This window comes from Streptomyces sp. NPDC028314 (assembly GCF_055565795.1).
This window is the reverse complement of the sequence record NZ_JBVHTP010000011.1, coordinates 319,741-343,958: the sequence shown is the minus strand read 5'-3', so window position 1 is coordinate 343,958 and position 24,218 is coordinate 319,741. Positions and strand designations below refer to the sequence as shown.

The 24,218-nt window shown below is 68.8% G+C and carries 25 protein-coding genes and 5 pseudogenes; 15 read left to right on the top strand and 15 right to left on the bottom strand.

What is annotated here, in order from left to right; genetic code table 11:
- Positions 1-11 precede the first annotated feature (11 nt).
- Positions 12-182 (top strand): hypothetical protein, encoded by a 171-nt coding sequence (locus ACZ4TG_RS25845; RefSeq protein WP_468166770.1) that lies wholly within the window; start codon positions 12-14, stop codon positions 180-182.
- 384 nt (positions 183-566) lie between these two features.
- Here the strand turns inward: ACZ4TG_RS25845 and ACZ4TG_RS25840 are convergent.
- Both ACZ4TG_RS25840 and ACZ4TG_RS25835 read right to left on the bottom strand, forming a co-directional pair.
- Positions 567-1,035: pseudogene (locus ACZ4TG_RS25840) on the bottom strand (IS5 family transposase); the annotation flags it as partial.
- 35 nt (positions 1,036-1,070) lie between these two features.
- Positions 1,071-1,745, bottom strand: coding sequence for a hypothetical protein (locus ACZ4TG_RS25835; protein ID WP_468166768.1), 675 nt, complete (start codon positions 1,743-1,745; stop codon positions 1,071-1,073).
- 525 nt (positions 1,746-2,270) lie between these two features.
- On the opposite strand from ACZ4TG_RS25835, the gene ACZ4TG_RS25830 reads away from it, so the two are divergent.
- Positions 2,271-2,909, top strand: coding sequence for a ClpP family protease (locus ACZ4TG_RS25830; protein WP_468166766.1), 639 nt, complete (start codon positions 2,271-2,273; stop codon positions 2,907-2,909).
- A 1-nt stretch (position 2,910) separates the two neighbouring features.
- Positions 2,911-3,513 (top strand): ClpP family protease, encoded by a 603-nt coding sequence (locus ACZ4TG_RS25825; RefSeq protein WP_468166764.1) that lies wholly within the window; start codon positions 2,911-2,913, stop codon positions 3,511-3,513.
- Positions 3,514-3,599: 86 nt separating this feature from the next.
- On the opposite strand, the gene ACZ4TG_RS25820 is transcribed toward ACZ4TG_RS25825, so the two are convergent.
- Together ACZ4TG_RS25820 and ACZ4TG_RS25815 are read right to left on the bottom strand one after the other, a co-directional pair.
- Positions 3,600-4,031, bottom strand: coding sequence for a helix-turn-helix domain-containing protein (locus tag ACZ4TG_RS25820; protein WP_468166762.1), 432 nt, complete (start codon positions 4,029-4,031; stop codon positions 3,600-3,602).
- 102 nt (positions 4,032-4,133) lie between these two features.
- A pseudogene (locus ACZ4TG_RS25815) lies at positions 4,134-5,137 on the bottom strand (IS110 family transposase); the annotation flags it as partial.
- A 496-nt stretch (positions 5,138-5,633) separates the two neighbouring features.
- On the opposite strand from ACZ4TG_RS25815, the gene ACZ4TG_RS25810 reads away from it, so the two are divergent.
- From ACZ4TG_RS25810 to ACZ4TG_RS25795, 4 genes and pseudogenes are all read left to right on the top strand, one after another.
- Complete coding sequence (locus ACZ4TG_RS25810; protein WP_468166760.1) at positions 5,634-6,089, top strand: hypothetical protein; 456 nt, start codon at positions 5,634-5,636, stop codon at positions 6,087-6,089.
- 825 nt (positions 6,090-6,914) lie between these two features.
- The gene (locus ACZ4TG_RS25805; protein WP_468166758.1) at positions 6,915-7,100 is read left to right on the top strand and encodes a hypothetical protein; all 186 of its coding nucleotides are present in this window, start codon (positions 6,915-6,917) and stop codon (positions 7,098-7,100) included.
- A gap of 471 nt (positions 7,101-7,571) precedes the next feature.
- Positions 7,572-8,126 carry a hypothetical protein gene (locus ACZ4TG_RS25800; protein ID WP_468166757.1) on the top strand — a complete coding sequence of 185 codons (555 nt, stop codon included), beginning with the start codon at positions 7,572-7,574 and terminating at the stop codon, positions 8,124-8,126.
- A 278-nt stretch (positions 8,127-8,404) separates the two neighbouring features.
- Positions 8,405-8,741, top strand: a pseudogene (locus ACZ4TG_RS25795) (transposase); the annotation flags it as partial.
- A 135-nt stretch (positions 8,742-8,876) separates the two neighbouring features.
- Here the strand turns inward: ACZ4TG_RS25795 and ACZ4TG_RS25790 are convergent.
- The gene (locus ACZ4TG_RS25790) at positions 8,877-9,824 is read right to left on the bottom strand and encodes an alpha/beta fold hydrolase (RefSeq protein ID WP_468166755.1); all 948 of its coding nucleotides are present in this window, start codon (positions 9,822-9,824) and stop codon (positions 8,877-8,879) included.
- 139 nt (positions 9,825-9,963) lie between these two features.
- Here ACZ4TG_RS25790 and ACZ4TG_RS25785 point away from each other — a divergent pair, with 139 nt between their 5' ends.
- The gene (locus ACZ4TG_RS25785) at positions 9,964-10,620 is read left to right on the top strand and encodes a TetR/AcrR family transcriptional regulator (protein ID WP_468166753.1); all 657 of its coding nucleotides are present in this window, start codon (positions 9,964-9,966) and stop codon (positions 10,618-10,620) included.
- Between the two features lie 1,623 nt (positions 10,621-12,243).
- Positions 12,244-13,176, top strand: a complete 933-nt coding sequence (locus ACZ4TG_RS25780) for an HNH endonuclease signature motif containing protein (RefSeq protein ID WP_468166751.1) — start codon at positions 12,244-12,246, stop codon at positions 13,174-13,176.
- Positions 13,177-13,449: 273 nt separating this feature from the next.
- Here ACZ4TG_RS25780 and ACZ4TG_RS25775 read toward each other — a convergent pair whose 3' ends face one another.
- Positions 13,450-13,719: a hypothetical protein gene (locus tag ACZ4TG_RS25775; RefSeq protein WP_468166749.1), complete on the bottom strand. Its 270-nt coding sequence runs from the start codon at positions 13,717-13,719 to the stop codon at positions 13,450-13,452.
- Between the two features lie 116 nt (positions 13,720-13,835).
- On the opposite strand from ACZ4TG_RS25775, the gene cpt reads away from it, so the two are divergent.
- Positions 13,836-14,369: a chloramphenicol phosphotransferase CPT gene (gene cpt / locus ACZ4TG_RS25770; protein WP_468166747.1), complete on the top strand. Its 534-nt coding sequence runs from the start codon at positions 13,836-13,838 to the stop codon at positions 14,367-14,369.
- A 127-nt stretch (positions 14,370-14,496) separates the two neighbouring features.
- Here the strand turns inward: cpt and ACZ4TG_RS25765 are convergent.
- From ACZ4TG_RS25765 to ACZ4TG_RS25755, 3 genes and pseudogenes are all read right to left on the bottom strand, one after another.
- A pseudogene (locus ACZ4TG_RS25765) lies at positions 14,497-14,733 on the bottom strand (IS630 family transposase); the annotation flags it as partial.
- A gap of 433 nt (positions 14,734-15,166) precedes the next feature.
- Complete coding sequence (locus ACZ4TG_RS25760) at positions 15,167-16,159, bottom strand: DUF4344 domain-containing metallopeptidase (protein ID WP_468166745.1); 993 nt, start codon at positions 16,157-16,159, stop codon at positions 15,167-15,169.
- Positions 16,160-16,425: 266 nt separating this feature from the next.
- Positions 16,426-16,725: a hypothetical protein gene (locus ACZ4TG_RS25755; RefSeq protein ID WP_468166743.1), complete on the bottom strand. Its 300-nt coding sequence runs from the start codon at positions 16,723-16,725 to the stop codon at positions 16,426-16,428.
- A 419-nt stretch (positions 16,726-17,144) separates the two neighbouring features.
- Here ACZ4TG_RS25755 and ACZ4TG_RS25750 point away from each other — a divergent pair, with 419 nt between their 5' ends.
- A complete protein-coding gene (locus ACZ4TG_RS25750) occupies positions 17,145-17,780 on the top strand; it encodes a carbonic anhydrase (RefSeq protein WP_468166741.1) in 636 nt (211 codons plus the stop codon).
- A gap of 19 nt (positions 17,781-17,799) precedes the next feature.
- Here ACZ4TG_RS25750 and ACZ4TG_RS25745 read toward each other — a convergent pair whose 3' ends face one another.
- The 3 genes and pseudogenes from ACZ4TG_RS25745 to ACZ4TG_RS25735 all read right to left on the bottom strand — a co-directional run bounded on the left by ACZ4TG_RS25745 (position 17,800) and on the right by ACZ4TG_RS25735 (position 19,864).
- A complete protein-coding gene (locus ACZ4TG_RS25745) occupies positions 17,800-18,780 on the bottom strand; it encodes an L-threonylcarbamoyladenylate synthase (RefSeq protein ID WP_468166739.1) in 981 nt (326 codons plus the stop codon).
- A gap of 412 nt (positions 18,781-19,192) precedes the next feature.
- A pseudogene (locus ACZ4TG_RS25740) lies at positions 19,193-19,276 on the bottom strand (cold-shock protein); the annotation flags it as partial.
- A 249-nt stretch (positions 19,277-19,525) separates the two neighbouring features.
- Positions 19,526-19,864: a MerR family transcriptional regulator gene (locus tag ACZ4TG_RS25735; RefSeq protein WP_468166737.1), complete on the bottom strand. Its 339-nt coding sequence runs from the start codon at positions 19,862-19,864 to the stop codon at positions 19,526-19,528.
- Between the two features lie 868 nt (positions 19,865-20,732).
- Between ACZ4TG_RS25735 and ACZ4TG_RS25730 the strand changes: the two genes are divergently transcribed.
- Entirely contained in the window at positions 20,733-21,122 is a 390-nt protein-coding gene (locus tag ACZ4TG_RS25730; RefSeq protein WP_468166735.1) for an ATP-binding protein, read from the top strand.
- Between the two features lie 128 nt (positions 21,123-21,250).
- Complete coding sequence (locus tag ACZ4TG_RS25725) at positions 21,251-21,424, top strand: CsbD family protein (protein ID WP_382550343.1); 174 nt, start codon at positions 21,251-21,253, stop codon at positions 21,422-21,424.
- Positions 21,425-21,649: 225 nt separating this feature from the next.
- Here the strand turns inward: ACZ4TG_RS25725 and ACZ4TG_RS25720 are convergent, their stop codons facing one another.
- Positions 21,650-22,045, bottom strand: coding sequence for a DUF2267 domain-containing protein (locus tag ACZ4TG_RS25720; RefSeq protein ID WP_468166733.1), 396 nt, complete (start codon positions 22,043-22,045; stop codon positions 21,650-21,652).
- A gap of 106 nt (positions 22,046-22,151) precedes the next feature.
- On the bottom strand, positions 22,152-22,586 hold the full coding sequence (locus ACZ4TG_RS25715; protein ID WP_468166731.1) for an Hsp20/alpha crystallin family protein: 435 nt from the start codon (positions 22,584-22,586) through the stop codon (positions 22,152-22,154).
- Positions 22,587-22,715: 129 nt separating this feature from the next.
- Here ACZ4TG_RS25715 and ACZ4TG_RS25710 point away from each other — a divergent pair, with 129 nt between their 5' ends.
- Positions 22,716-22,853 (top strand): hypothetical protein, encoded by a 138-nt coding sequence (locus tag ACZ4TG_RS25710; protein ID WP_468166729.1) that lies wholly within the window; start codon positions 22,716-22,718, stop codon positions 22,851-22,853.
- A gap of 294 nt (positions 22,854-23,147) precedes the next feature.
- Here ACZ4TG_RS25710 and ACZ4TG_RS25705 read toward each other — a convergent pair whose 3' ends face one another.
- Complete coding sequence (locus ACZ4TG_RS25705; RefSeq protein WP_468166839.1) at positions 23,148-23,555, bottom strand: HEAT repeat domain-containing protein; 408 nt, start codon at positions 23,553-23,555, stop codon at positions 23,148-23,150.
- 215 nt (positions 23,556-23,770) lie between these two features.
- On the opposite strand from ACZ4TG_RS25705, the gene ACZ4TG_RS25700 reads away from it, so the two are divergent.
- Entirely contained in the window at positions 23,771-24,172 is a 402-nt protein-coding gene (locus tag ACZ4TG_RS25700) for a DUF6193 family natural product biosynthesis protein (protein ID WP_468166727.1), read from the top strand.
- Positions 24,173-24,218 lie beyond the last annotated feature (46 nt).

Below are 24,218 nucleotides of genomic sequence, written 5' to 3'. Positions count from 1 at the left end.
CGAGTTCCACTGTGCCTGCTCCCACGCTCGGCACCGAGCCGCATCACGCCGCAGAGCCCCCGGCTCACGGCCTGCCGGGCCGGCCGTCGAAGATGACTCGCGCCGCCCGGATCGCCCTCGTGGTGCTCCTGGTCGCCGAGCTCATGGACATCCTCGACCAGTCGGTCGTCCTGACCGCCTGATTCCTCTCCGATCCCAAGCCCCTATCAGGCGATGAGGGTCCAACGACTTGGCCAGCTTGTTCCGGGCGCAGCGGGACTGCACGTGCGCTGTTCTCCGGTGCGGACAACGGACAGACCAGAACCCTGTCCATAACTTCTGCTCCGCTGCAAGGCTGCCGCTCGCCAGGATGCCAGAGTCGGGGACGTACTCGGCGGCCTGGGCGCGCATCGGCTCAACCGGCGGGTACAGCGTCACTGGAGCCTCCCTCGTCTTCCCCCTCCTCCCAGAGTCCACCGGAACAGGCAGCCCGGGGACGCACGTCTGTGGTCTGAGTGCTTCAGATGGCGGGAATGGCCAGGTACAGCGCTCCGTACAGGCGGAGATGTGACCAGGGATGATGCGAGGTCACCAGCCTGTCCCGGCGTGACGACGAACGCGAGAGGCCGGCACCGGCCGTCCGCAGCAAGGCGGATCTTGGTGGTCAGTCCTCTGCGGGAGCGTCCGAGGCATGGTCGGTCGACTCGTCGGCCGGCGTCCCTTTTTAGAGGCCCCGGCGGCGTGCTGGTGAGCCCGGACGATCGTGGAGTCGACCGAGACCACCCAGTCGAGGTCGCCCTCTGTGTCGGCCTGGGCAAGGAGGGCGGTGAAGACCTTCGCCCACGTGCCGTCGGCCGCCCACTTCCGCAGCCGGGTGCGGGCGCCCTTCCATGACCCGAAGTGCGCCGGGAGGTCCATCCATGGGATGCCGGTGCGGTACTTGAACGCGATCGCGTCGATCACCTGCCGGTGATCCCGCCACCGCCCACCCCGTCGAGGAGTCCGGTCCGGCAACAACGGCTCGATGCGAGCCCACTGGGCGTCGGTCAACGACACACCGGACCAACGATCAGATGATCTAAAGGGAGCGCTTAGAAGGGCGGCCAGTCGGAACCCGGAGGTGGGGTGGGAGAGACCCGGTTGCCGTTCCGCATATGCAGAGGCCAGCGCTCGTCGATGAGCGCAACCGCCTCCTTGCACGCCTCGCAAGCACTCGGCCACTCGGACATCCACAGGTACGCTGAGGCGGTGAGGCCCTCATGGGCCAGCCCGCACAGCGTTGCACCGAATCCGTCGGCGGAGTACGCGCACGCCACGTCATACACGTGGGCGACGCCCTCCGGAAGTTGCGGGGATTCCGCCCGCTCCCACGGTATGTAGCCGTACTGCGGCCGCGAAACCTCGCGCGGGTCGTATCCGAATTCGGTCCACGCATAGCACCAGGGGCAGAACCAGCGTTCCTTCACGGCCACGTCCCACATCGACGGTTCACGCACCGGCATTCGCCGCATCTCATGGCCACAGACATCACAGGTCACACCACATTCTGCCTGGCCGTTGGCGACTACCGGCATCTGTCGTCCCATGCGGTGCCGGTGGATACGGGCTGGCCGACAAGTTCCAAAGGAGACGGCCCAGTCGACCGTCGCCCTGGCCGTCTGCCCCACTGCGGCCGACAGGTCGGTGCAGCGGATCCCGCCGCCGGGGTGCCACTCCAACACCGGCCCCACCGCGTCGCCGTGCTCGGCGCACCAGGAGACGGGCACCAGGCCATCGCAGTCGTGCCGCCTGCACACGGCCCTCGCCCGTACCCGCGTATGCGATCCCGTGGCGGACCACCCGCCCGCGGGCGCTGACCCGGCGGTGCCGCGCAGGCCGTCCAGCCGTACCTGCCAGCTGGCGGGGAGCGTCTGGTTTTGTCGAACAAGTGCACCGTCAGGCTGGCGACCGGGCGGCTGTCGGCCAGCGCAACCGGCCGGGAGCTGCGTACTCGGGCCAGGTCGTCCAGGAACGCCGAATCGGGGAACAGGCCCACCGCGATGAGGTGGCTCGACCGAATCGGGTCAAGAAGCGCTGGACCGGGCTCCCCTCTCCGCCGTTGATCTGGTGCTGAAGACGTGGAGCAGACCGTTCGACTCCTGCGTGGGTGAGCAGCTGATCGGTTTCGACTACCAGTGCCGTGACGTCGTGTCCGCCCGTGGCGGATTCGCCGGGGGCAGAGGAACGGCGTCCGGGGGGTTCCCGAGGTCAAGAGTGGAGTCGACGGCATCCCGCCTCGACAAGGAGAAGAGATGACTCCCCTCACCATGCTCGCGCCCCGCGCGGAGGAGGGCGACACACCGCCCGGCCACTTCGACGACCACCTCGCGGCAAGACTGCTCGACCAGCGGATCGTCCTCCTCGGCACCCAGGTCGACGAGGTGTCGGCCAACCGGGTCTGCGCGCAGCTGCTGCTGCTGTCGGCGCAGGACCCGCGCTCCGACATCAGCCTGTACGTCAACAGCCCCGGCGGGTCGGTCACCGCGGGTCTCGCCATCTACGACACGATGCGGCTCATCCCGAACGACGTCTCGACGCTGGCGATGGGCTTCGCCGCCAGCATGGGCCAGTTCCTGCTCACCGTGGGGACGCGCGGCAAACGGTTCGCGCTGCCGAACGCGCGGATCATGATGCACCAGCCCTCGGCGGGCATCGGCGGCACCGCCGCGGACATCGAGATCCAGGCGGAGAACCTCCAGTTCACCAAGAAGGCCGTCGAGCGGATCACCGCCCAGCACACCGGGCAGAGCGAGGAGACGATCGCGCGGGACGGCGACCGGGACCGCTGGTTCACGGCCGAACAGGCCAGGGAGTACGGGATGGTGGACCGGGTGGTGGAGTCGCTCGCCGACATCCGCCCGGCCACTCCGCGCCGACGGACGGGGCTGTGACATGGGGTCGTACACGGTTCCCTACGTGATCGAGCGGACCGCGCAGGGCGAACGGTCCTACGACGTCTTCAGCCGGCTGCTGAACGAGCGGATCATCTTCCTCGGCACCGAGATCGACGACGGGGTCGCCAACGTGGTCATCGCGCAGCTCCTGCACCTGGAGTCGGCGAGCCCGGAGCAGGAGATCTCGATCTATCTCAACTCGCCCGGTGGATCGTTCACTTCGCTGATGGCGATCTACGACACGATGACGTTCGTGCAGGCGCCGATCTCCACCTTCTGCGTCGGTCAGGCGGCGTCGACTGCGGCGGTGCTGCTGGCGGGCGGAGATCCCGGGCGACGGTTCGTGCTCCGGCACGCGCGGGTGCTGCTCGGCCAGCCGGCCAGCGGCGGCCGGCAGGGGACCGTCTCCGACCTCAGCCTCGCGGCCAAGGAAATGGTCCGCATCCGCTCGCAGGTGGAGGAGGTCCTGTCCCGGCACGCGCACCACGACGTGGCGACGCTGCGCGCGGACATGGACCGGGAGAAGGTGTTCACCGCCGAGGAGGCCGTGGCCTACGGGCTCGCCGACGAGGTGCTCAGCCGACGGTTCGCGTTCGTCTGAGCCCGCGCGGCGGTGGCCGAGGGCCGGCGAGCCGGCCGGTACGGCGGGTGCGCGCCCCGCGCCCCGTCGTACCGGCGGCGGCCCGGTCAGGCGGCGAGACAGAGGCCGTCGTACTGCGCCGTGGGTGACGTGCGGCCCCGGACCAGCCGGCTCCGGGCGTGCCGGGCCAGCTCGTCACCGGCGAGCAGGAGCAGGTCGGCGAGGCCGAGCCCGAGGGCCTGGGCGGCGGCCGCGAGCACCTCGGAGGATGCCTCCTTGCGTCCGCGCTCCACCTCCGACAGGTACGGCATCGAGATCCGGGCCGCCTCCGAGACGTCCTTCAGCGTGCGTTCCTGGGCGAGCCGCTCGCGCCGCAGCACGTCGCCGACGAGGTCACGCCACAGGAGCTCCCTCGGCGCGCGTGGCTGCGGACCCCCCACGGGTCGCCGCGGGGCCCCGGCCGCACCGCCGGAACCAGGCGACGGGGCCTGCAGGCGCAGGGAGATGACGCGGGACTCGTTCGGCGCATGAGTGCTCACCCCCTCACCCTAGGGATCCGGGGCGCGGAGGGAAGGGAATGGCCTTCTGCCCTGGGTGAAGCCACGCCGGTGCCTGGGATGACGCGGGGCCGGCAGTCACACAGCTAGGGCGAGAATCGCCTGCTTGTGACTCTTGCCTTCGCCTCTCTTCCGGTCGTAGAAGGTCTTCGAAGTGGGGCAGAACCGGGCGGCGATCTGGGCGGAGAGATAGAAGACCCGCAGGAGCCGGCGGTGGTAGCGGTGCGGCCGACGCATGTTGCCGCTGATGCGACCGGAGTCCCGTGGGACCGGTGCGAGTCCGCCGACGCCGGCGAGTCGGCCCGAGCTGCCGAAGGCGTCCATGTCCCCACCGCGATCTCGTCGTCCAGAGCCAACACCGCCCTGGCCAAGGTGTTGACCACGGCCGCGGCAGTTCTCTCCCCGGCCACGGCGGTGTGCTGGGCCTTTGCCGCGGCGACGGCCGCGTCAGCCATGGCCTGGGCGCCACGGACTTTGCGGTTCTTCAGCCAGGTCGCGAGCAGGCTTGGGCCGACCCGGCGCAGACCAGCTGGTGTTTGGTAGCCGGTCAGCAGGACAGGCGCCGCTTTGGAGGCGGCATAGTCAAAGGCCCGCTCGAGAGCGGGGAAGTACTCCAGGAGCTGTGCTCGCATCCGATTGATGGCGCGGGTGCGGTCAGCGGCGAGATCGCAGCGGCGGGCGGTGAGGATCTTCAGGTCCACCGCGATCTCGTCCGACTCCTGCTAGGGCTGCAGGTCCCGGCGCATACGTGCCTGGTCGGCGATGAGGTAGGCGTCCTTCGCGTCGGTCTTGCCGTCGCCCCGGTAGCCGCGGGAGGCGTGGTGAACGGTGCGGCCGGGAATATAGAGCAGCTGCTGGCCATGGCCGGCCAGGAGAGCGATCAGGAGGGCGCTCCCGCCGGCGTTCAGGTCGACGGCCCAGGTCACCGGACCGTCCTCGGCCAGTGTCAGGACGTCGCCCATCAGCTCCAGGAGCTCAGGCTCGTTGTTGGGAACCCGGCGCGAGAGCACCTTCGCCCCGTCCGCGTCGATCACCGTGCAGTGATGCGCGGCCTTGCCGGCATCCGCCCCCGCCCAGAGGTCGGGCACCCGAGCCTCCCTCGTCGATCGGTTGACTGGTCCCTGCAGACGACCACGCCGACGTGTCCTTACGAAGCGATCTCTGTTCGCTCATCCCAATGAGGGGCCGTGTCGTCGCGGGGCACCGGGCGGCCAATCAGTCAAAGCCACAACCACGGCATGAGCGCGCTAGAGCCACACCCAGGCCCCTGGGTCTCCCGATCGCACGAAGGACCGGAATCAACCCGCCAACACCGTAAGGAGCGCTGTAGATGGCTTGCTTGGCCAGGTACGCACTCAGGGGCCGGACCCGCCAGTCGGAGGAGGCCGTCGTCCGCGTAGTGGTGGCGGCTGGACCCTGTCTGACGGCCCCCGGGCCGGGGGCATCGCGATTCCGGCCGTGCACGCGATCGCCCCGCCATTCCCGGGACGGCTTCTTTCAGATCTTGCCGGCCAAGCGGAACCGAAGATCGTCGGGCCGCGTCATTGAACATGTTCAAGTAACTTTGACCAGGAGGTTCCTTCTATGTCCGGACGACGCCAGCGCATCGCGATATGGCTCGCGGCCACCGTCGCAGCAGCCGGATTGGGGGGCGGCGGCTGGTACGTGTCCCAGGCGATATCAGCCTTCAACGGCAGCCTGGGCGTGCCCTGCGACGAGGCTGCCCGTTTCCTCCGGGCCGCCCGACTGCCCGACGGGACGCACGACCGACGCTGCACCACGGGCGAGTGGCTGAGCATTTCGTACGAGTTGGACTTCCGCGCGCCCCGGGATGCCACCGAAGCGTGGCTGCGGGCCTCCTATCCGGGCCTTGAGCTCTTCCGAGATTGTGCAAACGCCGACGTCTGCGCGGACCCGCAGCTGGACCCCGTACCGTTCACGGACAAGGACGGCCACCGACTCACGGACTCGGTGAGGGTCGAACTCGACTACGAGGACGAAGACATCGCGCACGTACGGATGTCCGGAACGACGATCTGACAGCAGCCGACGCCATGAGCCGGGCCTTCTCGGACAGCCAAACAGCGAGCAACCTGACACGTCCCAGCCGCGGCGAAGCTCCGCACGCAGACTTCAGGGTGAACGGCTGTGACAGCACCTCCGTCATGCCGCCCACAAAGTCGAGCGCCAGCAGCACACGCGGCTCGGCCAGACTCTCGAACCCGTGCAGCCGCCCCGTTGCCGACATGAAGGCCAGGCCCGGGCAGTGCCGCTGACCGGGCCGCCAGGTGAAGGTGCGGGCAGGCCACGAAGCTGGCCACACGAAGTCAGCGAGATCACGTACCGGGCTCACGACCTCCCCCTTCATCAGCGACAGCACGGAGGACTTCGGCAACGGCACAGCGTTTCCGGACCCGATGAACCAGGACATCGCCGGCATGGAAGACCGGTTCTTCCCGGACCTGTTCCAAGCGGTATCGAGTACTCCACGGCACGCGGATAGTCCCAGCCTCGGAAATGCGCTCGAACATCGACCGGCTGATCCCGATGCGAGGTCGCTTGGCTCCCACCGCGGTTGCGCTGGACAGCGTGCTGGAGGTGGGCGGCCGGGAAGTCGGCGGTCACCACTGGTTCACCGCCTCAGTGGATGGCTACTCAGGGGAACCGGCCACGCGGAGCATTCACAGACGAGCTCATGGCGTACGCCTGGGAGACGCGGGTCCTGCTAAGGACAACGGCGGACGTTGCCCTGACAGTCCTCGACTCCAAGCGACCAAGCCCCATCTCGCCTGAGGATTTCCCGGGCTGCCAAGAGTCCCCGACGCGGACGAGTCGCTGTGGGTCGAAGCGTGGGTCGACGAGATCGTGAACCACCCGGAATTCCAGGACGCCTTGCAACGCATCACCCAGCAGGCAGCACCCGACCTGACGCCCATTGAGAAGGAGATCCGTCGGCTTACCAGCAACGGCCGGGTGGCCCGTGAGCTGTACGAGCGGTTCATGGAGAGTCTGCGCAGTTTGGCGGTCGAGGGCCCCGCCGAAGAGGCATAGCCGGCCCCCTGGGGCTCCCTCCGGCGGAGCCCCAGGGGGTCGGCCCCGGCTCGCCAAGTCCGAACTCGTCATAGGAAGTAAGTCGAGCACGGTTCACAATGGGCACGGGATCAGCGGCGTGTGCGCTGACAGCAAAGGCGCGAGGACGGCAAGCGCAGCCCCGTGCCGGAGTGCCCGTCGCTGGGGCATCGCGCCAGGCACTGGTCGGCCGCGCGGAGGTCGAGCCGTCGTCGGCCCGCCACTGGGCGTGCACTGCCGCCCGGATGGACTCCCGCCCATTGCTCCCGAATACAGACACCGCCAGGGCAACCACCGGCGGACGGCCCAAGAACCAGCTGCGTGTGGTGTCGGCACAGAACAGGGGCGGCTCCGCTACTGCAGCAGGCACCGTCAGTGTAAGGAGGGGCGTCGAGAGGGGGCAGTGTCGGAGGCTCCCAGTACAGTCCACACAACCAAGGAGACGGGGGCAGGGTGGCCGGGGGCAACTTCCACGATCGGGCAGACGAATCGGCCCTGTTGTACGTGGTACGACACGAGGAGTTGGATGCACTCAAGATTGGCGTCGTTGGTGAGGCCTCCCGAGAGGCGAGGCTGAGGGCTCACACGCGGCGGGGCTGGATTACCGAGATAGCGATTGAGTTCGAGACAGGGCACCAGGCCCTACAAGCCGAGCGTGCCGTACTCGGGTTCCTTCGAGAGTGCGGAGCCACCGATCGACTGCCCCAGAAGAAGATGCCTCAAGGCGGGTATACGGAAACGGTCGCACATGCGCGCCTCGTGGACCTTGACAGGGATCTCCTTGTGGCAATCGCTCAAGCGGCCGGTCGCATCGTCCGCGGAGCCAACAGTCTCCTGTACCAGTGGGTTCGCAACTACCTGGCTGCGGTAGAAGCCGTGCAGGAGCTGATCGATGAAGGGCACAAGGAGCTCGCCAAACAACACCTCGACATCCTGCTGAAAGCGGGCCAAGAGATGAGGCGCCGTCTAGAGCCCTCCGAGCGGGAGGATGTGCCTCTGTCCGCGTGATCCGATCACCAGCCTGCGTCATGGAGGGCCCCGCATGACCGTGGAGTCCACCTAGATGGTCCAGTCGTCGTCGACGGCATCTGCACCACGTCCACGGCAGGTGATCACGAACGAACAAGATCCACTTTCGCAACAGGCCCCAAGCTTGACGTTTAACACCGGGCGTCGAACGAGACTCGAACTTGGTCGGCGTTTTCCCAGTTCATCGGACGTGTAAGGGGGATCCGGCCCGATCCTGTGCTCAGCGACAACGCAGCACGGAGGCCGGGATCGTGGGACTGGCCGAGCACGAGGTTCAACGAGACGCGTTGACGGTGGGGGCGGAGTTCAGGTCGGAGCTGTACGCGTGCCTGACCGCGCGGAGCAACGCCCTGTTCGAGCTCTGCGACGCGCTGCTGTGCACCGATGGCCCGGTCCGGACCCTCGTGGACCTGGCGCTCGCGCCGGAACACCGGCGGGGGCACGGGGCCTTGTACTCCGGGATCAACCGGGGTCGGATCGACGTCGCCCGGCTACGTCGCGCGCTGGCGCGTGTGCCTCTGCCCCGGGCGAACGACGGCCGCCTGGTGCCGGCGGTTGACGTCTCGCCGTGGCTGCGGCCGGACGCCGGCACCTGCTCGGACCAGGGCGCCGCGGCGGGGCTGGAGCAGCACCCGCCCACCCGGCTCCGCCGGGGTGAACACCAGCGCACGGTACCCGTCGAACTTCTGTTATGCACTGCTGGACAGTCCGTGTCTGCGGCCCTCGCGGCTACGCGTCCATGCCCCGTGCCGCCGCTGGATCGAGGGAGTCGATGTCCTCCATGAAGCTCAGCATCCGGGCGTTGACCAGGTCGGGGTGGTCGATCTGCGGGCCGTGGCCGGTGGCGGCGACGATCTCGGCGCGGGCGCCGGGTATCAGGCGCGGTACGCGTTCCAGCTGCCGCTTGGGGTGTACGAGCAGGCTGCGCTTGCCCATGATCAGGTAGAACGGCGTGCGGATGGAGCCCAGTTCCGCGTCCGACAGCGGCAGCGGGGCGGGGCGGCGGATCCTGAAGGCCTTCACGCTGGCCTGGATCATCGCGCGGAGCTCGGGGACGACGATTACCGGCTGCTCCAGCCACTTGGCGAGGCGGGGGCGCCACGCCTTGGGGGCGTAGGTGGCGAAGAGGCTGGCGAAGATCCATACGAAGAAGCGCAGGCCGACCTTCTCCAGACCGCCCGGGTCAAGGGCAGTGACCGAGGCGAGCCGCCCGGGCCGAAGGTGGGCCTGGTTGATGACCAACCAGCCACCGTACGAGGAGCCGATCAAGTGGACCTTGTCGAGGCCCAGCGCATCGAGGGCCTCGTCCATCCACTGCGCCGCGCGCTCTGGCTGCCACATCGGTTCGCGTTGGACGCTCCGGCCGGGGTCCCCGGGAGTGTCGAGAGCGTAGACGGGGCGCTCAGCGCTGAGGGCAAGAGTGTTGGGATACCACTGGGCGGAGCAGCCTCCCGAACCATGTATCAGGACCACGGGTGTGCGTGATTCGGCTGCCGGGTCGGCGGGGCCGTACCGGTAGACGTGGGTGGTGCCGAAGCTCGTCTCGACGTCCGTTTCGGAGCGAGCGGGCGCTCCCTTCGCGTAGAGGACGTCACAGGTGGCGAAGTACCGGTCGCGCAGTGCGTCGCTCACGTAGTGGCCGATGTCGCGGCGTACTCGGGTCGTGTTCTCGGGCACGGGGCACCTCCAGGAAGATCGGTTCTTCGTGATACGAACGTACCATATTGTTGATACGGCGGTACCATGAAGATGTTCGGACCGAGCCGGGCTCCGAGCCCCCTGAACCACCACCCACCCACGGCCGGAGACAGCACTGATGCCAAAGCGCGTGGACCACGAGGAACGGCGCACCCAGATCGCCGAAGCGCTCATCCAAGTCGCGGGGCGGCGAGGGCTACACGCCGTCGGCATGCGCGACGTGGCCGCCGAGGCCGGCGTATCCCTCCGGCTCGTGCAGTACTACTTCGAGACCAAAGAGAAGCTGCTCTTCTACGGACTCCAGCACCTGACCGACCGCTTCACCGCCCGGGTGGGCGCCCGACTGGCCGCCGCCGGACCGGACCCGGGCCCGCGCGTGACGATCGAGGCGCTGCTGCTGGCATCCCTGCCGACCGACCAGGAGAGCCGGACCTTCCACCTCCTGTACAGCTCTTACTCGATCCTGTCCGTGACCGACGGAGCACTCGCCGCCCAGCCCTTCATCGACAACCCCGACGCGGCCGAGAATGCCCTCACCGGCCTGATCGAAGGAGCCCAGGCGGCAGGCCTGGCCGATCCCGGCGCCGACGCACGCACCGAGGCCATCAGCCTGCTCGCCATGACCGCGACCATGGGCACCAGCATCCTCGTCGCCCAACGGACACCAGAGTCAGCCATCGCCGTACTCCGCCACCACCTCGACCGCATCTTCACCGCCGGCGGCCACACCACCCCGCACGCCGGACAACGGACAGACGCCACAACCTGTCCATAACTTCTGCTCATACGCCACCCCCGAAGCGAGCGGACGCACCGGCGGCATCACCTCTGCAGCCTGCGCCAACATCGGCTCCACCGGCGGGTGCAACATCACCTGGACGCTGGTCCCTCCCCCTGCTCCTAGCCGTCCTGCTCACGGCCCCCGAGTGCGTCACCGTCCACCTCGCCCCGCTCTCGCCTCCCGGCACCCACGCCCCGGCGGCGGCCGATCACAAGCACCCGGCCGGCCCCCGCCCGTGCCACGGGCGGCACTGCCGCTCTCCCCCTGCCCGAGGCTGCGCCCGCCGGGCGGCCGGACCAGGACCGGTACGGCCCTGCCGGGCCACCGCAGCGAAGCGGGCGCCGCGCCCCGCAGGCAAGCCCAAAGCCAAGGCGAAAGCGCGGCCGAACCTCCCTGCCCTGACGCCGCACCGCCCAGCCCTACCCGCACCCGGGGCCGGAGCCGGGGACATGAGGGAGCCGTCGCGCGGCCCACGGCGTCACCAGCCCCGCCATCGCCTCACTGTGTCACCAGACCTACCGCTGACCTGCGGGGCGTCCCCTCGCAGACCGGCCCCTGCGCGAAGTGGCTTGTTGACTGCACTAACGGTGCTCACGCCCCGTCGCCGTGATTCGGGGTAGGGGGCAGTCGGACCCCGGGAAGCGGATCGGCGCGTCGGAACCCCGAGAAGTGATGGGAGGGGGGCGAACTACGCCTGGCTATGGGACAGTTCATGATGCCGTATCACTGGCTGCTGGGAGAAGGGCAAGATGTGGCTGACGAGTTGGAGGGCAACTGGCTGACGGAGCGCCAGGTGAGCACTTTGTGGCCGGGCGTCGGTGCTCGCTCGGTGTATGTGAATGCGCTGGCCCATGGAGTGAGGGTCCGTACGGAGAGCTGGATGACCACTACCGGGTCCGCCGGCAAGAGGTGGTATCACGCCGACGACGTGCGCCGAGTGGCCCCGCAGATAGCAGCCCAGCCACCCCTCAAGGGGCCGTCCCCGCTACCGTGCTGTCTACTGCTGATCGTTCTGGCAGCGGGACCAGTCGTCTGGCTGGTGCTGGCCATACGAAGCGGGCAGTAGAGGTCAAGCGTGTGGCTGCGGCTGGCCAGCCGCGAGATGCTGCGGTGTCAACCGCAGCATCTCTGGCTCGTTGGGCAGGGCGCCGCCGAGCCTCGAGGAGAGGCCGGTCAGATGCCTGCACGCGAGAGTACGGCGTCCGCACGTCCGGAGCCGAGCACCCGCGTGAGGACTTGTCGAAACATGAAGGTCTTCGGCCGGCGCTTCGATGACGGCGCCGATCTCGCTGTCGGTGCAGAGAAGTCACGATCCCACGTACAGGTATGGGGGTCGGGGCCAGCCCCTTGCGAGGCATGCAGAGCCGCGCGGCGGGGGCAGTACGGGGGCTGAGCGTGTCCGTCCTGTCGCCCGACCTGACTCGGCTGCGGACGCTGGTCACCTATATTCACCGTCAAAACACCCCGCCAACCCACTTCAGACCGCCGGCCTACCCCAGGAGATCGGCAACCACGATCCCCGCCGCACCCACACGCGAGGCTCCCTGAACGTGCATCATCTTGCTCAGGGGCTGCACACCCGTCCTCGCACCCAGCCGTCAACTCTCGGAGTACACCTTGGCCTACAGCTCCCGCCCCAGCCACATCAACGACATGCTGCTCCCCCCATTCGACGGAGAGCCCGGCAATGTCTGGCTCAGCGACGACATGCTGCGCCGCCACAATTGGACAGACGCAGCCATAGGCGTGCTGGTACCCGAGAACCTCCTGTTCCCGGAAGGCGTGGAAGCCTACGACTGGGAACCGCTCTATCACCGTGCACAGGTCGAGGCAGTAAAGGCCCAACCCGGCTTGGGGGAAGCGATCTTCACTGGCTCACCCGAGTTCTGGCAGCAGTCCGGCCTCCGCAAGCGCGTGGCCAAGCTGCAGCGGCAGTCCCGGCCTGACGCCCAGAACGACGCCACGCTCGTTCGAGAGCGCTTGCGCGGCATGTTCGCTGCCACCCTTCAGGGGACGTACGAGAAGGAGGACGACTACACCTCCCTGTTCCCCGCCGCCGCACTGGAGCACGAGAACCCCACCCCTCCTCCCATCACCCTGGCCTCCCCGTCCAACGGCTTGCCCCACCAACGCCCCACACCTGCCGAGCCGTTGTCGCCCGAGCAGCAGGCCCGCAGGTACCAGCGCCTGGTCCGCCTCACCGAAGCCCGACAGGCCACCACCCGCGGCCAACGACGCGCGAGCGGCGAACGCCCCGTACGGCTGGCCGCCGCCCGCGACGCGGTCCTTCTGCGCAGCGGCGGCCGATGCGAGAACCCGCAGTGCGGCGGCCAGCCCGAGGACCTCACTGACACCGGTTTGCCGCTCCTCGACGTCGACCACATCGACGAGCTCGGAGCAGGGGGCGAAGACTCGGCCGCCAACATGATCACGCTCTGCCCGAATTGCCACCGGCTCAAGACCTTCGGCCGAACGAGGCACGATTTGATCCCCATCCTCCGCGAGGTCGCACGCCAACGGCACGCCGACCTGCTCGCCAACCCGAGCTGAGCGGATCCATTCGAGCAACGGCGGCCGGGCAGTCGGCCGACGGTCCGGACGAGGTCCGCTTCGTCCGCTTCGTCCGCTTCGCACAAGGCCATGCGCAGCTGTTCCGCCCGTGCAGGGCGGCGACGGCGGCCAGTCAGGTCGGGGCGTGCAGGACCTCTTCGCTCTTCAACCGCAACGGCGGCGTCGCGCGGGGATGCCGAACCCGGCGGCGTCGGCGGCATGGCCTGCTCCTCACGTCCCCAGCGGTCCCGGTCTGGACCCTCGTCTTCGACGCTACGAGGCGGGTCTGACATCAACCCCAGACCCGGCAGGGGGTGCGTCCCGGCTGGTGAGGTCCTGGAGGAGCTCACGGACGGGCGGCGGCATCAGCCCCTCGACACCGAGGAAGTGCCACTGACAGCCGGAGTCGAGGTGGTCGAGCCTCTGGAACTCGTCACGTTGGTAGAGCAGCAGCAGGGTGTCGAGGGCGCGATGTGCGGGTGGCCAGTCGCCCTGCTTCAGCGTGCTGACCAGGGCCAGGCCGGCCATCGCGTAGCGACCCACCTGCCACCTGGTCTCGACTAGTGCCGTGACCGGGAACGTTCACCGGGTTGTGGCAGCACGGCGGTACCTCCCGAAATTCGTTTCGTGTCCTGGGGAGGTGCCCCTACCGTGGCGCGGTGACGACTCAGATGATCATTCTTAATGGTGGCTCCAGCTCGGGGAAGTCTGGGATCGTGCGGTGCCTGCAGGACGTACTGCCGGATCCGTGGTTGGCGTTCGGGGTCGATTCGTTCGTTGACGCGTTGCCCGCGAAGATGCAGGCGTCGGACGCGGGAATCGAGTTCGGGGCAGACGGCCGAGTGAGCGTCGGGGCGGACTTCCGTGCGCTGGAGGCGGCCTGGGTCGAGGGCATTGTGGCGATGGCCGGTGCAGGCGCCCGGATCATCGTCGACGACGTCTTCCTCGGCGGAGCGGCGTCCCAACAGCGCTGGCAGAAGGCTCTTGGCGACCTGGCGGTGCTGTGGGTCGGCGTCAAGTGTGAGAGTGCAGTCGCCGCCGGCCGTGAGGTCGCACGAGGAGATCGAGTCCAGGGAATGGCTGCGTCGCAGGCAGATGTAGTTCACCAAGGAGTGACCTACGACCTTGAGGTCGACACGACGCATACCGAATCCCGGGTGTGCGCGCGAGCCATCGCCGCCCACGTCAGTTGATCGGCGAATCAGCGCTCGGCCCCGCCCGGTCTGCAGCCGCGCGGAGCTCAAGCGGTGGCGATGCTGGACCGGCCGCCCCAGCGGATCCCCTTTCTCGCTGCGGATAGGGACACGTTCACGTCGTTGGTCAGGCTGCGATGGGCCGGGGTCTGCCGCCCCAGCGGATGCCTCGTTCGCTGCGGATTCGGGCGCGTTCAGGTCGTTGGGCGGCAAGGACATCGGGGTGGCGGGCGTTCTTGTTGCGCCGGCTCAGGTAGAGGTGCAGGGCCCGGGTCTGGACTGTGTGGTTGGGGTGGTTCGAGCTGGCCAGGGTGAACTGCCGTAGCGGTCCGAAGTGCGCCTCGATGGGGTTGGCCCAGGAAACCGCCGGGTCGAAGCGGCGCGGCGTGCCGCTGCCCCGGCTGGCGGTCCGGATCACCCGGCATCCCAAGATCCCGCCCAGGAGAGTGCACCTGTCTTGTTGTGACGCCTGCCGCGAAGGCGTCACAACAAGACGGGTGCCGGGGCCCCCGCGGGGCGCGACGAGTGGCCGGGTCGGTCGGGCGCGCTGGCCGTCAGCCCTCGCCGTCCGGGCTGGGGACGCCCCTCGAAGGCCGCCGGGGGAACGTCCTGGCTAACGCCGAGCGCCTACTCCGTTGCGAGAGCGTCCACGGTGAGTGTCACGCTGCCGTCCGGTTCGTCGGTCCAGTCCACGACAACGCCCTGCATCATCACGTCGCTACTGAGGCTCCACCGCCTGCCTCGACGGCTACCGCGAAGGTCTCCGTGCCGACCCCTGAGACCAGAACGCGCACGGGTCATTGACCGCTGCGGATCTCGTCGATGCGCCGCGCCAGGGCCTCCGTCTCCGCGATCAGCCGCGCATGCGCCTTCTTCTGCTCCTCATCGCCCTGGGCCCTGAACGCCACGCTGAAGTGGGGTCGGAACTGGGTCCACCAGCCGTAGTCCAGCATCGCCCACGCCTGTGGGCAGAGGGGGGCGCGGGTTTTGGGGAGATAGCCGCTGTCGACCAGGGACTTCTGGTACTTCTTCGGGTCGCTGCCCTCCAGGTAGCACAGGAAGTTGAAGGCCCGTTGCTGGGTGACGGGATGGTCGCTCGCCAGGCCTTCCAGGGTCGGCTGGCCTTCCTTGCGGGCGAGCTCGTCGAAGAGGACCGCGGCGGCCAGCGACGGGCCCGGCCCGACCTCGTTGACGGTGTAGAAGGACGCGAAGCCGTCAGCCGCGTCCTCTTCGAGGCCGAGGTTGGCCAGGAGGAGCTGGCGTTGCAGGGCGTGGCCCATCTCGTGGCCGAAGATGAACTCGGTCGACAGCACGGTCAGATCGTCGGTGTTGTACTCGGACGCGGGGAACGGGGCGGGCCGTTCGACGGTCTTCACGACGTCGGCGAGGGTCTTCTCGATGGCCGTCAGGAACGACGGCGGGATGAAGATCGTCCTGCCGTCGGGTTGGGTGACGGCGTCGGTGACGCCGGGCGGCACGTCGGCGGTGACCTTCACGACCATATCGTGCGGGAGGGCCAGAGCTCTGTTCACCCAGTCGGCCGACCGCTCCAGCACACGGGACTTCCGGATCAGCGCCACGGCCTGCCGGTCCTCCGGTTTGACCGTTTGGGCCTCGTAGACGACGGTGACCCTGCCGGAGCGCGCCGCCTGGGGGCGAGGCCCTGCTCCGGGCCCCTGCCCGGCGTCGCGGGCCTCGCCGCCGCACCCGGTCACGACGACCGCGGCGAGGACCAGCACGCCTGACAGGACGATGCGCGCCCGCTTCGGGCGACCGGCGGTGTTTGGCATCCTTGGGCAGCTCCCGTCGCGTGTTCCCGCACTGATCCTCCGGCCGTCCGGCGGCGGGCGCCCGTCGAGCCGCCCGTACGGGGGACCGTCCGCCACGGTGTCGACGAAGACGAGGATCCGAACATGCAGGCCAGCCGCCGGGGGATCCGTCGATCCCCACCGAGACCCACGGCGGCAGCCTCGTCGCGCCGGGCCGCCTGATCCTCCTCGTCCGCGGCCGCAAGGGCGTTCTTCGCCACGTCCCGCACGGCGGCGGTGCGGGTGGTCTACCCGGCGTGGCGGGTGCCGGGCGGGTCTTGGGGGTCGACTCCGGTCGAAGCGGAGGCGTCCTTGCCGCCGCTCGGACGTTGGGACCTCCCTCGGGGGCCGGTGTCGTGCATTCCCTTGTCGCCAGAGCCCTTGCCCTGCTCCTCGCCGCGGCTGCCCATGCTCTTGGAGGGCTTGCCGTGGGGATTGCCCGCTTCCTCCTTGAAGACCGTCCTGCCGGGCCCCTTGGCGGGTGCGTACGTCTCCGGGTGGAAGGAGCGGGGGGCGCTGGGGTTGTCCTGATGCCTGGTCTCGTCCACATCCGGTGATCAGCCGTGCTGCTTGGTTCCCTTGTGCCGACTCGGGCCCTCGCCGTGCGTGGGCTGGGACGACTTCGGCTGCTTGGCCATGACCTGACCTGCTGTCCTGTATGCGGGGGACAGACCGCGCGGACACGCGCGCCCTACCGCTGACACCCTTATTCTCCCGTCCGGCTGACCGGGCGGCCCCCGATCGGCCGACAGCGCGAGCAGCGCCTGGCTCGTTGTGCGGATGTGCAGGCGGAGAGCGGGGCCGCCGTACGGGGCCGGGCAGCTACGCCGCGCGCTGAGGTTTGGCATCGAGGGCGCCATCGCCCGGCGTCTGCGGGTAATGCCGGGGCTGGCAGCGCTGCCCGACCCGGCGTCTTTCGGTGGGACCGGTCACAGCGACGGCCGACGCCGCCTCGTAGGCTGCGACCATGACCGAGACCCAGATGCCCCGCAACGCCTTTGACCTGCTGCTCGCCGGTAACCAGCGCTTCGTCTCAGGCGCCCCCGAGCACCCGAACCAGGACGCCACCCGCCGCACCGAGATCGCACCGTCCCAACAGCCCTTCGCCGTGGTGTTCGGGTGCTCCGACTCCCGGCTGGCCGCCGAGATCATCTTCGATCGCGGCCTGGGCGACCTGTTCGTGGTCCGCACCGCCGGGCACGTAGCCGGTACGGAAGTGCTCGGAAGCATCGAGTTCGGTGTGAGCGTCCTCAACGCGCCGCTGGTCGTCGTCCTCGGCCATGACTCGTGTGGCGCCGTCGCCGCGGCCTGCTCCGCCCTGGAAGACGGACAGACGCCGGGCGGCTTCGTCCGTGATGTCGTCGAACGGGTGACCCCGAGCGTGCTGGCAGCCCGCGCCGCAGGACGCGAGACGGCCGAGGAGATACTGGCCGAGCATACCGAGCACACCGTGGACCTGCTGCTGGAGCGCTCCCGCGTCCTGGCCGAGCGGGTCGCCGACGGCCGCCTCGGCGTGGTGGGGCTGTCCTACCGGCTGGCCGACGGCAGTGCACAGCTCGTCGCCGCCCGCGGCCTCGATGCGGCGGTCCCCACCACGTCCTGAGCGTCCAGGCCGCGGCCGCTCACCGGGAGGGCCGGGGCCCCGCAGCCCGGCGAAGCCGGTTGGCGATCGCCAGCCCCAGCCCCTCCTCCAGCGGCAGGGACACGATGATGAGGTCGCACCCTTGCTGGTCGAGCTCTCGCAAGAATCCGTACAGGCCGTGCGCGTAGGCGTCCATCGAATCGGGGACCGTCACCACTGCGTGCGCCTTGACCGCAGCGTCGGCGAAGGCGGCAGGCAGAAAGACACCGGCCTTGTGCCCCAGCCCCTGAGCGAGCTCGGTTTCGGCCACGACCTTCTCCGGCTCGACCAGGACAACCCGCGCACGCGGCGCGTAGTGCGACGGGTGCTGGCCCGGCACCCGGACGTGACTGGTCGAGGGCACCGCGATCGAGCGTCCGAGCACCGCTTCGAGGTGCTCGCGCGTCACACCGCCGGGTCGCAGGATGCTCGGGATCTCGCCCGTAACGTCAACGATGGTCGACTCGACGCCGACCTCGCAGGAGCCGCCGTCCAGCACGAAGTCGACGGCATCACCGAGCTCCACGCGGACGTGGCCCGCGGTGGTGGGGCTGACCGAGCCGAAGCGGTTGGCGGACGGGGCCGTGACGCCGCCCCCGAAGGCCGACAGCAGCGCGAGGGCGACGGGGTGGTCGGGCACGCGCACGGCCACCGTCTCCAGCCCACCCGTCGCTTCCAGGGGCACCCGGTGACCGCGCCGCAGGACCAGGGTCAGCGGCCCCGGCCAGAAGTGTTCGGCCAGCAGACGCGCGGTGGCGGGCACGGTCTCGACCCAGTCGTCCAGGTGCTCCGCGGCGGCGATGTGGACGATCAGCGGGTGAGAGGACGGACGCCCCTTCACCTGGAAGATGCGTGCGACGGCGGCGGGGTCCTCGGCGTTCGCGCCCAGACCGTAGACGGTCTCGGTCGGAAGGGCCACAAGACCGCCGGCGCGCAGCACCTCGGCCGCCTGCTCGATATCACTGGTCGTTGCCGTCACCATCGCAGTACTCCACTGTTCCGCTCCCACATACATGACCTCGCGAGCACATGCCGATGAGACCACGCACGCCCTACGGAACTCATCATGCCGCCCCGGCCCGGCTGTCCCACCGCCGGCCAGCGTTACACGGCCGAGAGCAGCACCTACGGCGCGAGCCCTGTCCACGGCTGGAGCCTGACCGGAACACCAGCGCCAGCGGGGCCGTTGGCATTCTGGCGGCGCAATTCCCTCGGCATCTCGAGGCGCGGGCCTGCTGAGCGTGACCCCGGGTTGTCCTGCCCGGGGCCACGTCGGCCTCGGGGGGGCCGGGGTTCGCGGATCGCGCATGGGGCGCCACACGGCTGTCAGGCGGGACTGCCTGACGGCCGACGAGCGGGCGTGACAGAGCCCGGCCGGGTGACTACGGGCCCGGGAAGACGTCCGGGCCGCCGCCGTCCTGGGCGATGAAGCCGAAGCCCTTCTCCGCGTTGAACCACTTCACAATTCCCGTAGCCATGTCTCATTCCTTCCAGTCGATGATGCCTCCCTCGACGTGCGGAAGGCGGAGGTGATCGCCCTGGTTCCCGCGGCACAGCACAGCAAAACGCCCACGCCAAAAGCGTGGGCAAAGGGAACTTCCGAACCACGACAGCTACGCAGAGGCTACGTGCCAGCACGCCCTGTCACCATAGGAGACGACCTGCACGTCCCGCACCCGGACAGTTGTGGGCAAGGGCCCGCCGGTACCCGGCAGGCATTCCCCGCCTCAGGCCGCAGCCGTCGGATTCGCCGATTCGGCGGCGCGGCGGTATTCGGCGTTGATGCGCTGGGCTTCTTCGAGCTGGTCTTCGAGGATGACGATCCGGCAGGCGGCCTCGATGGGGGTGCCCTGGTCGACGAGTTCGCGGGCTCGGGCGGCGATGCGCAGCTGGTAGCGGGAGTAGCGGCGGTGTCCGCCGGCGGAGCGGAGCGGGGTGATCAGGCGGGCTTCGCCGATGGCGCGGAGGAAGTTCTGGGTGGTGCCGAGCATCTCGGCGGCCCGGCCCATGGTGTAGGCGGGGTAGTCGTCGTCATCGAGACGGCCGTAGGAGTCGTCTGCTGTCATCGCACCTCTTTCATGGAACGCGTGGAGGGGCCCTGGTGCCTATGGCACCAGGGCCCCGAAGGAACTGCTACACCATCTGCCGGCCCTGGTACTGCGCCGGCCTTCTCTGTCCGCTGACCCGTCCGAACGGGGACGGGAGATGCGGGGATCGCGGTTGCTTGACCGGAGACCACCTCACTATCGATGTCCTGCGGTACCCGGGCTCAGCCTTCGACCCGGGCGATCCTGATGGCGTTCGGCTCCTCCGTTCTTCCCTCTGGGAACAATCACTCATCAAACGGTTACTGCGAACTGCTGGTGATGCGAACTGCTCAGCGGCCTGCGGTAGCGCCACTCTTCGGCAGCCAGCCCCGTCGCCCATCCTGCGTCCGCTCTGGCTTAGAACCCCACTGCCGAACCTCCCGGTGCGCGCGCCCGCAGCCGACGCCTTCACCGAGGTACCGCTCCACTCACTTCACTGCTGGGTACTGCGAACTGCACTTACAGGCACTACCACTGCCAGGTACTACCACTGCGTCACTGCGGTACTGCTTGCGGCGGCCCCTGATCACTGCGGGTCACCCGGTCCGGTCGTCAGTCCCGTCGCCGTCCTGCAACCGCTCTGGCTTCGACACTCCACCACCGCACCGTCCTGCGAACTGCAACTACAGGTGCTGCTGCCCGGCAGTTCGTCTCTGCCAGACCTTCTTGACTGGGCTACGAGAGAAACCATAACCACACCACCGCCCAATGTCTACTCCAGCCGACATAGATTTTCGTGTGCGTGTCTCTGAGGTAATCGGGCGCTGCCGGGTTGAACGGGGGCGGGCGGGGGCACAACGACCGGGCAGGCAGGGCCGGCCACCGACAACAGAACCCGGAGCGCGCGATGACCACGATGAGCGCCGAGCGCACAGCCCTTCGTTCTCAGTCCGCCGTGGCCGAGGCACGCCAGGCCGCCCGGGCGTTCCTCGAAGCCCTCGGGCAGGGCATTGGCCGGGAGCAGGCCGATACGGTCGTCCTGGTCGTCTCCGAACTCGTGACGAACGCCCTGCGCCACGGTGGCGGCGCCTGCACCCTCCGCCTCGCCGCCCACCCCGGCACGATCGAGGTCGCCGTGGAGGATCCCAGCCCCGGGCTGCCACGGATGCGGACCCCCGACCTCGTCGACGGGACGGGTGGATTCGGCTGGCACATGGTCAACGACCTCGCCCACCACGTCGTCGTCACGCCCCGGCCCAAAGGCGGCAAGATCGTCCGCGCCTTCCTCCCCCGGTAGCGCGCCGGGCGGTACCGCGGCACTCCTGAGCCTGGGCAGGGCTTGTTGCAGCCGGCCCGTTTACGAGGACTTCCAGCGGCCATACGGGGTTGCGTAAGGCGTTTCCGCCCAAGAGGGAGTGATCAGCTGTGTCTGGTGAGCAGAAGACCGAGGCGAAGATCGAGCAGGCCAAGGGCAAGCTCAAGGAGACCGCCGGCCGCCTGACGGGCAACGAGCGGCTGACCGCCGAAGGCCGCACAGAGCAGGCCACCGGCGACGCCCGCCAGGCCAAGGAAAAGGTCAAGGACGTCTTCAAGCACTGATCGACGTACGCAGGGCCGGAACCGCAGGAGCGGTTCCGGCCCTGACGTACGCCTGCGCACTGCCGGCCTGGTTCAGGCGGCGGCAGGCTCAGGCCGGCGCAGTTCCGCCTGGCCGAAGAGGAGGTCGAAGGTCATGGCGGGGGTGGACCGGTTCGGTCGAGGCTGGTCGTACATGGCTGCGGTTTTCCTTTCTCTGCGAAGGATTCGGGCTCCCGCCGGCGCGGGTCAGGTGGGCTGGGGGTGGCCGAAGAGGAGGTCGTAGCCGTGCGGGAGCTGGAGCAGGACCTCGCGGGTGAGGACATCGCCCGCGGCGGCCGCCACGGTGGAGAGCACGGCGCCGATGTCCCACAGCGCGGTCGTCTCGGTGGCGCCCTCGATCCAGGCCGCGGTCGCGCGGACGAACCGCTCCGGCGAGAGCGGCTCCGCGGCCTGCAGGGGGTTGAGGAGAATCAGGGCGTACGTCTCGGGAAGCCGCGCGGCGAGCTGCGCCCGCACGCTACCGACCAGGTGAGCGCCCAGCAGGGCCAGGACGACACGGGCGACGCGGTCGGCCTCTTCCACGGTTTCGTATTCGCCGCGTTCCTGGACGCGGGCCAGGAACGACTCCCTGCGCATCGACATCGCGTCACCTCCAGAGCAGGTAAGGAGGAAAGGGGTGCGGAGGGCGGGGCGCCGGAGGGGGATTCGGCTCTCCCCCGCCCTCCGTGGCCGGCTGAGGCTGGAGGACTCAGCCGGAGATCTGCTTGCGGCCGTCGGCGCTGCCGATGCTGATCTTGCGGGGCTTGGCGCGCTCAGCGATCGGGATGCGCAGGGTCAGGACACCCGCGTCGTAGTCGGCCTGGATGCCCTCGGTGTCCAGGGTGTCGGCCAGCATGATCTGGCGGGAGAAGACACCGAGGGGCCGCTCGGAGAGATCCATCTGCGCGCCCTCGGGCCGGTCCGTGGGCCGGCGCTCGGCCCTCACCTTCAGCATGTTCCGCTCGACGTCGATGTCGATCGCCTCCGGGCTCACGCCGGGGAGGTCGAAGGCGATCACGTACTCGTCGCCCTGGCGGTAGGCGTCCATCGGCATCACGGACGGCTTCGACCACGTGCCCGACGTGCCCGACAGCTGCTGGACGATCCGGTCCATCTCGCGGAACGGGTCGGTGCGCATCAACATCGCGAAACACCTCCAGTTGGTTCAGGCAGAAACTGCCAATGCGCTTCAACGTGCCACCGTTGTAACATGTCATCGAAGCGATGACAAGCATGGAGTCACCTGGAGGATGACAAGAAGGCGGAGAGTCCCATGACCGATGCCGCCCCACAGAAGACGACAGCGCCGCTCGCGGCCGGTTCCAGCCCGCCCCCGGCCCTGGCCGCACTGCTGATGCTGCGCGAGGTCCGCGAGGAGCTCGCCTGGGGACGCCCTGGACGCCCTGGATGATGTCCCGCCGGCGGACCGCGAGGCCGTACGCGAGGAGTACCTGCGCCGCGTCATCCCCGAGTTCACCGGCCACCAGGTCGAAACCGTCGTCTGGACCACCGCCCACGGCGGCCTCCCCGCGGCCGCACTACGGCTACGGCACCTGCGGCGCGGACATCCTGGACTGCTCTCCTCCGCCTCGCCCGCCAGCGCATCAGTGTCCTGTTCGCCATGCTCAGGGACGGAACCTTCTACGAACCCCGCCTCCCCCAAGCGACGGCTGCATGAACCAGCCCATAAACAGGTCGATTCAGGTCAACGCCTTGTGCCGTTTGTCCACGCCGAGATATCGGCGGCAGCCCGCCGGACAGCGTCTTCCTGGTCCCGGGCGAGGTTCGCACAGGCCGCTGCGACGTCCGGCACACCGTCCGGTCCCACGAGCGCGTCATGCACCCCGGTTTGCAGCCAGTCAGCCTGGTTGTCGTCAGCCTCGGCAACCGCGAGAGCAATGAGCCTTACGGCAGCCACCGTCCCCACCCGGGCCAGGGCCTCTGCCGTCTGCCGGGTCACTGCTGTGTCCTCGACGTCCAGCAGCAGCCCAACCAGCGCTTCCGCAGCTTCAGGAACATCAGCGAAGGAAGCGAGGTCGCGCCCGGCACGAACACGTTGCGTCCACGAAGGAGACGATGCCTCAGCCAAGGCCGCCTCCAACCCACTCATCATCTCTGGCACGACCAGACAGTCTCATGCCCCCGAAGAAGATCGAACCCCGGGCCGAAGCTGCCCACACGTTTGACGAAGAACATAGAGGCCCCCAGCCGGACCGACACCACGCCAGCTCGGCATCCCGGCCACCGCAAGGCTGCTGCCGATCGTCGAGGTGACATCGGCGGGGAAGGTGCCGAACCCGCTCGCAGCGAGTCCGCTAATCTCCGGGCATGAACGACAGCGACGCATCCCGGACGGCAACTGAGGACCCAGTAGCAGCGCAGTGGCAACTGGTTCGAGAGATGAACGAGAACCTCATAGACAAGCGCCTCGTCGAAGCGGCCTACGCCAACCCTGCTCTCAGAAGCCTCTTCCCGATGGTCGGCCACGGATCACTGCAGTTCAGCCGATGCACCCGCTTCCCCTGGTCCCAGGACCTGCCCTCGATCTTCCCCCTCGATGGCGAACGGTTTCGCGTGCTACGACTGCACGAACCACAAGGCTCCGGGCGGGAACGGATCGACGGAGCCTTCACTGCCAAGGAGGCCGTCGAAATCGCCGCCGCACACCTTCCAGACGGCTGGGGTCCCGCCGTGGACGGCAAGCCCGACATCCTCGAACCGCTCAGCTGACAACTCTCCGGGCTTGACGACTCTGATTGCACATAGACGGCGGGAA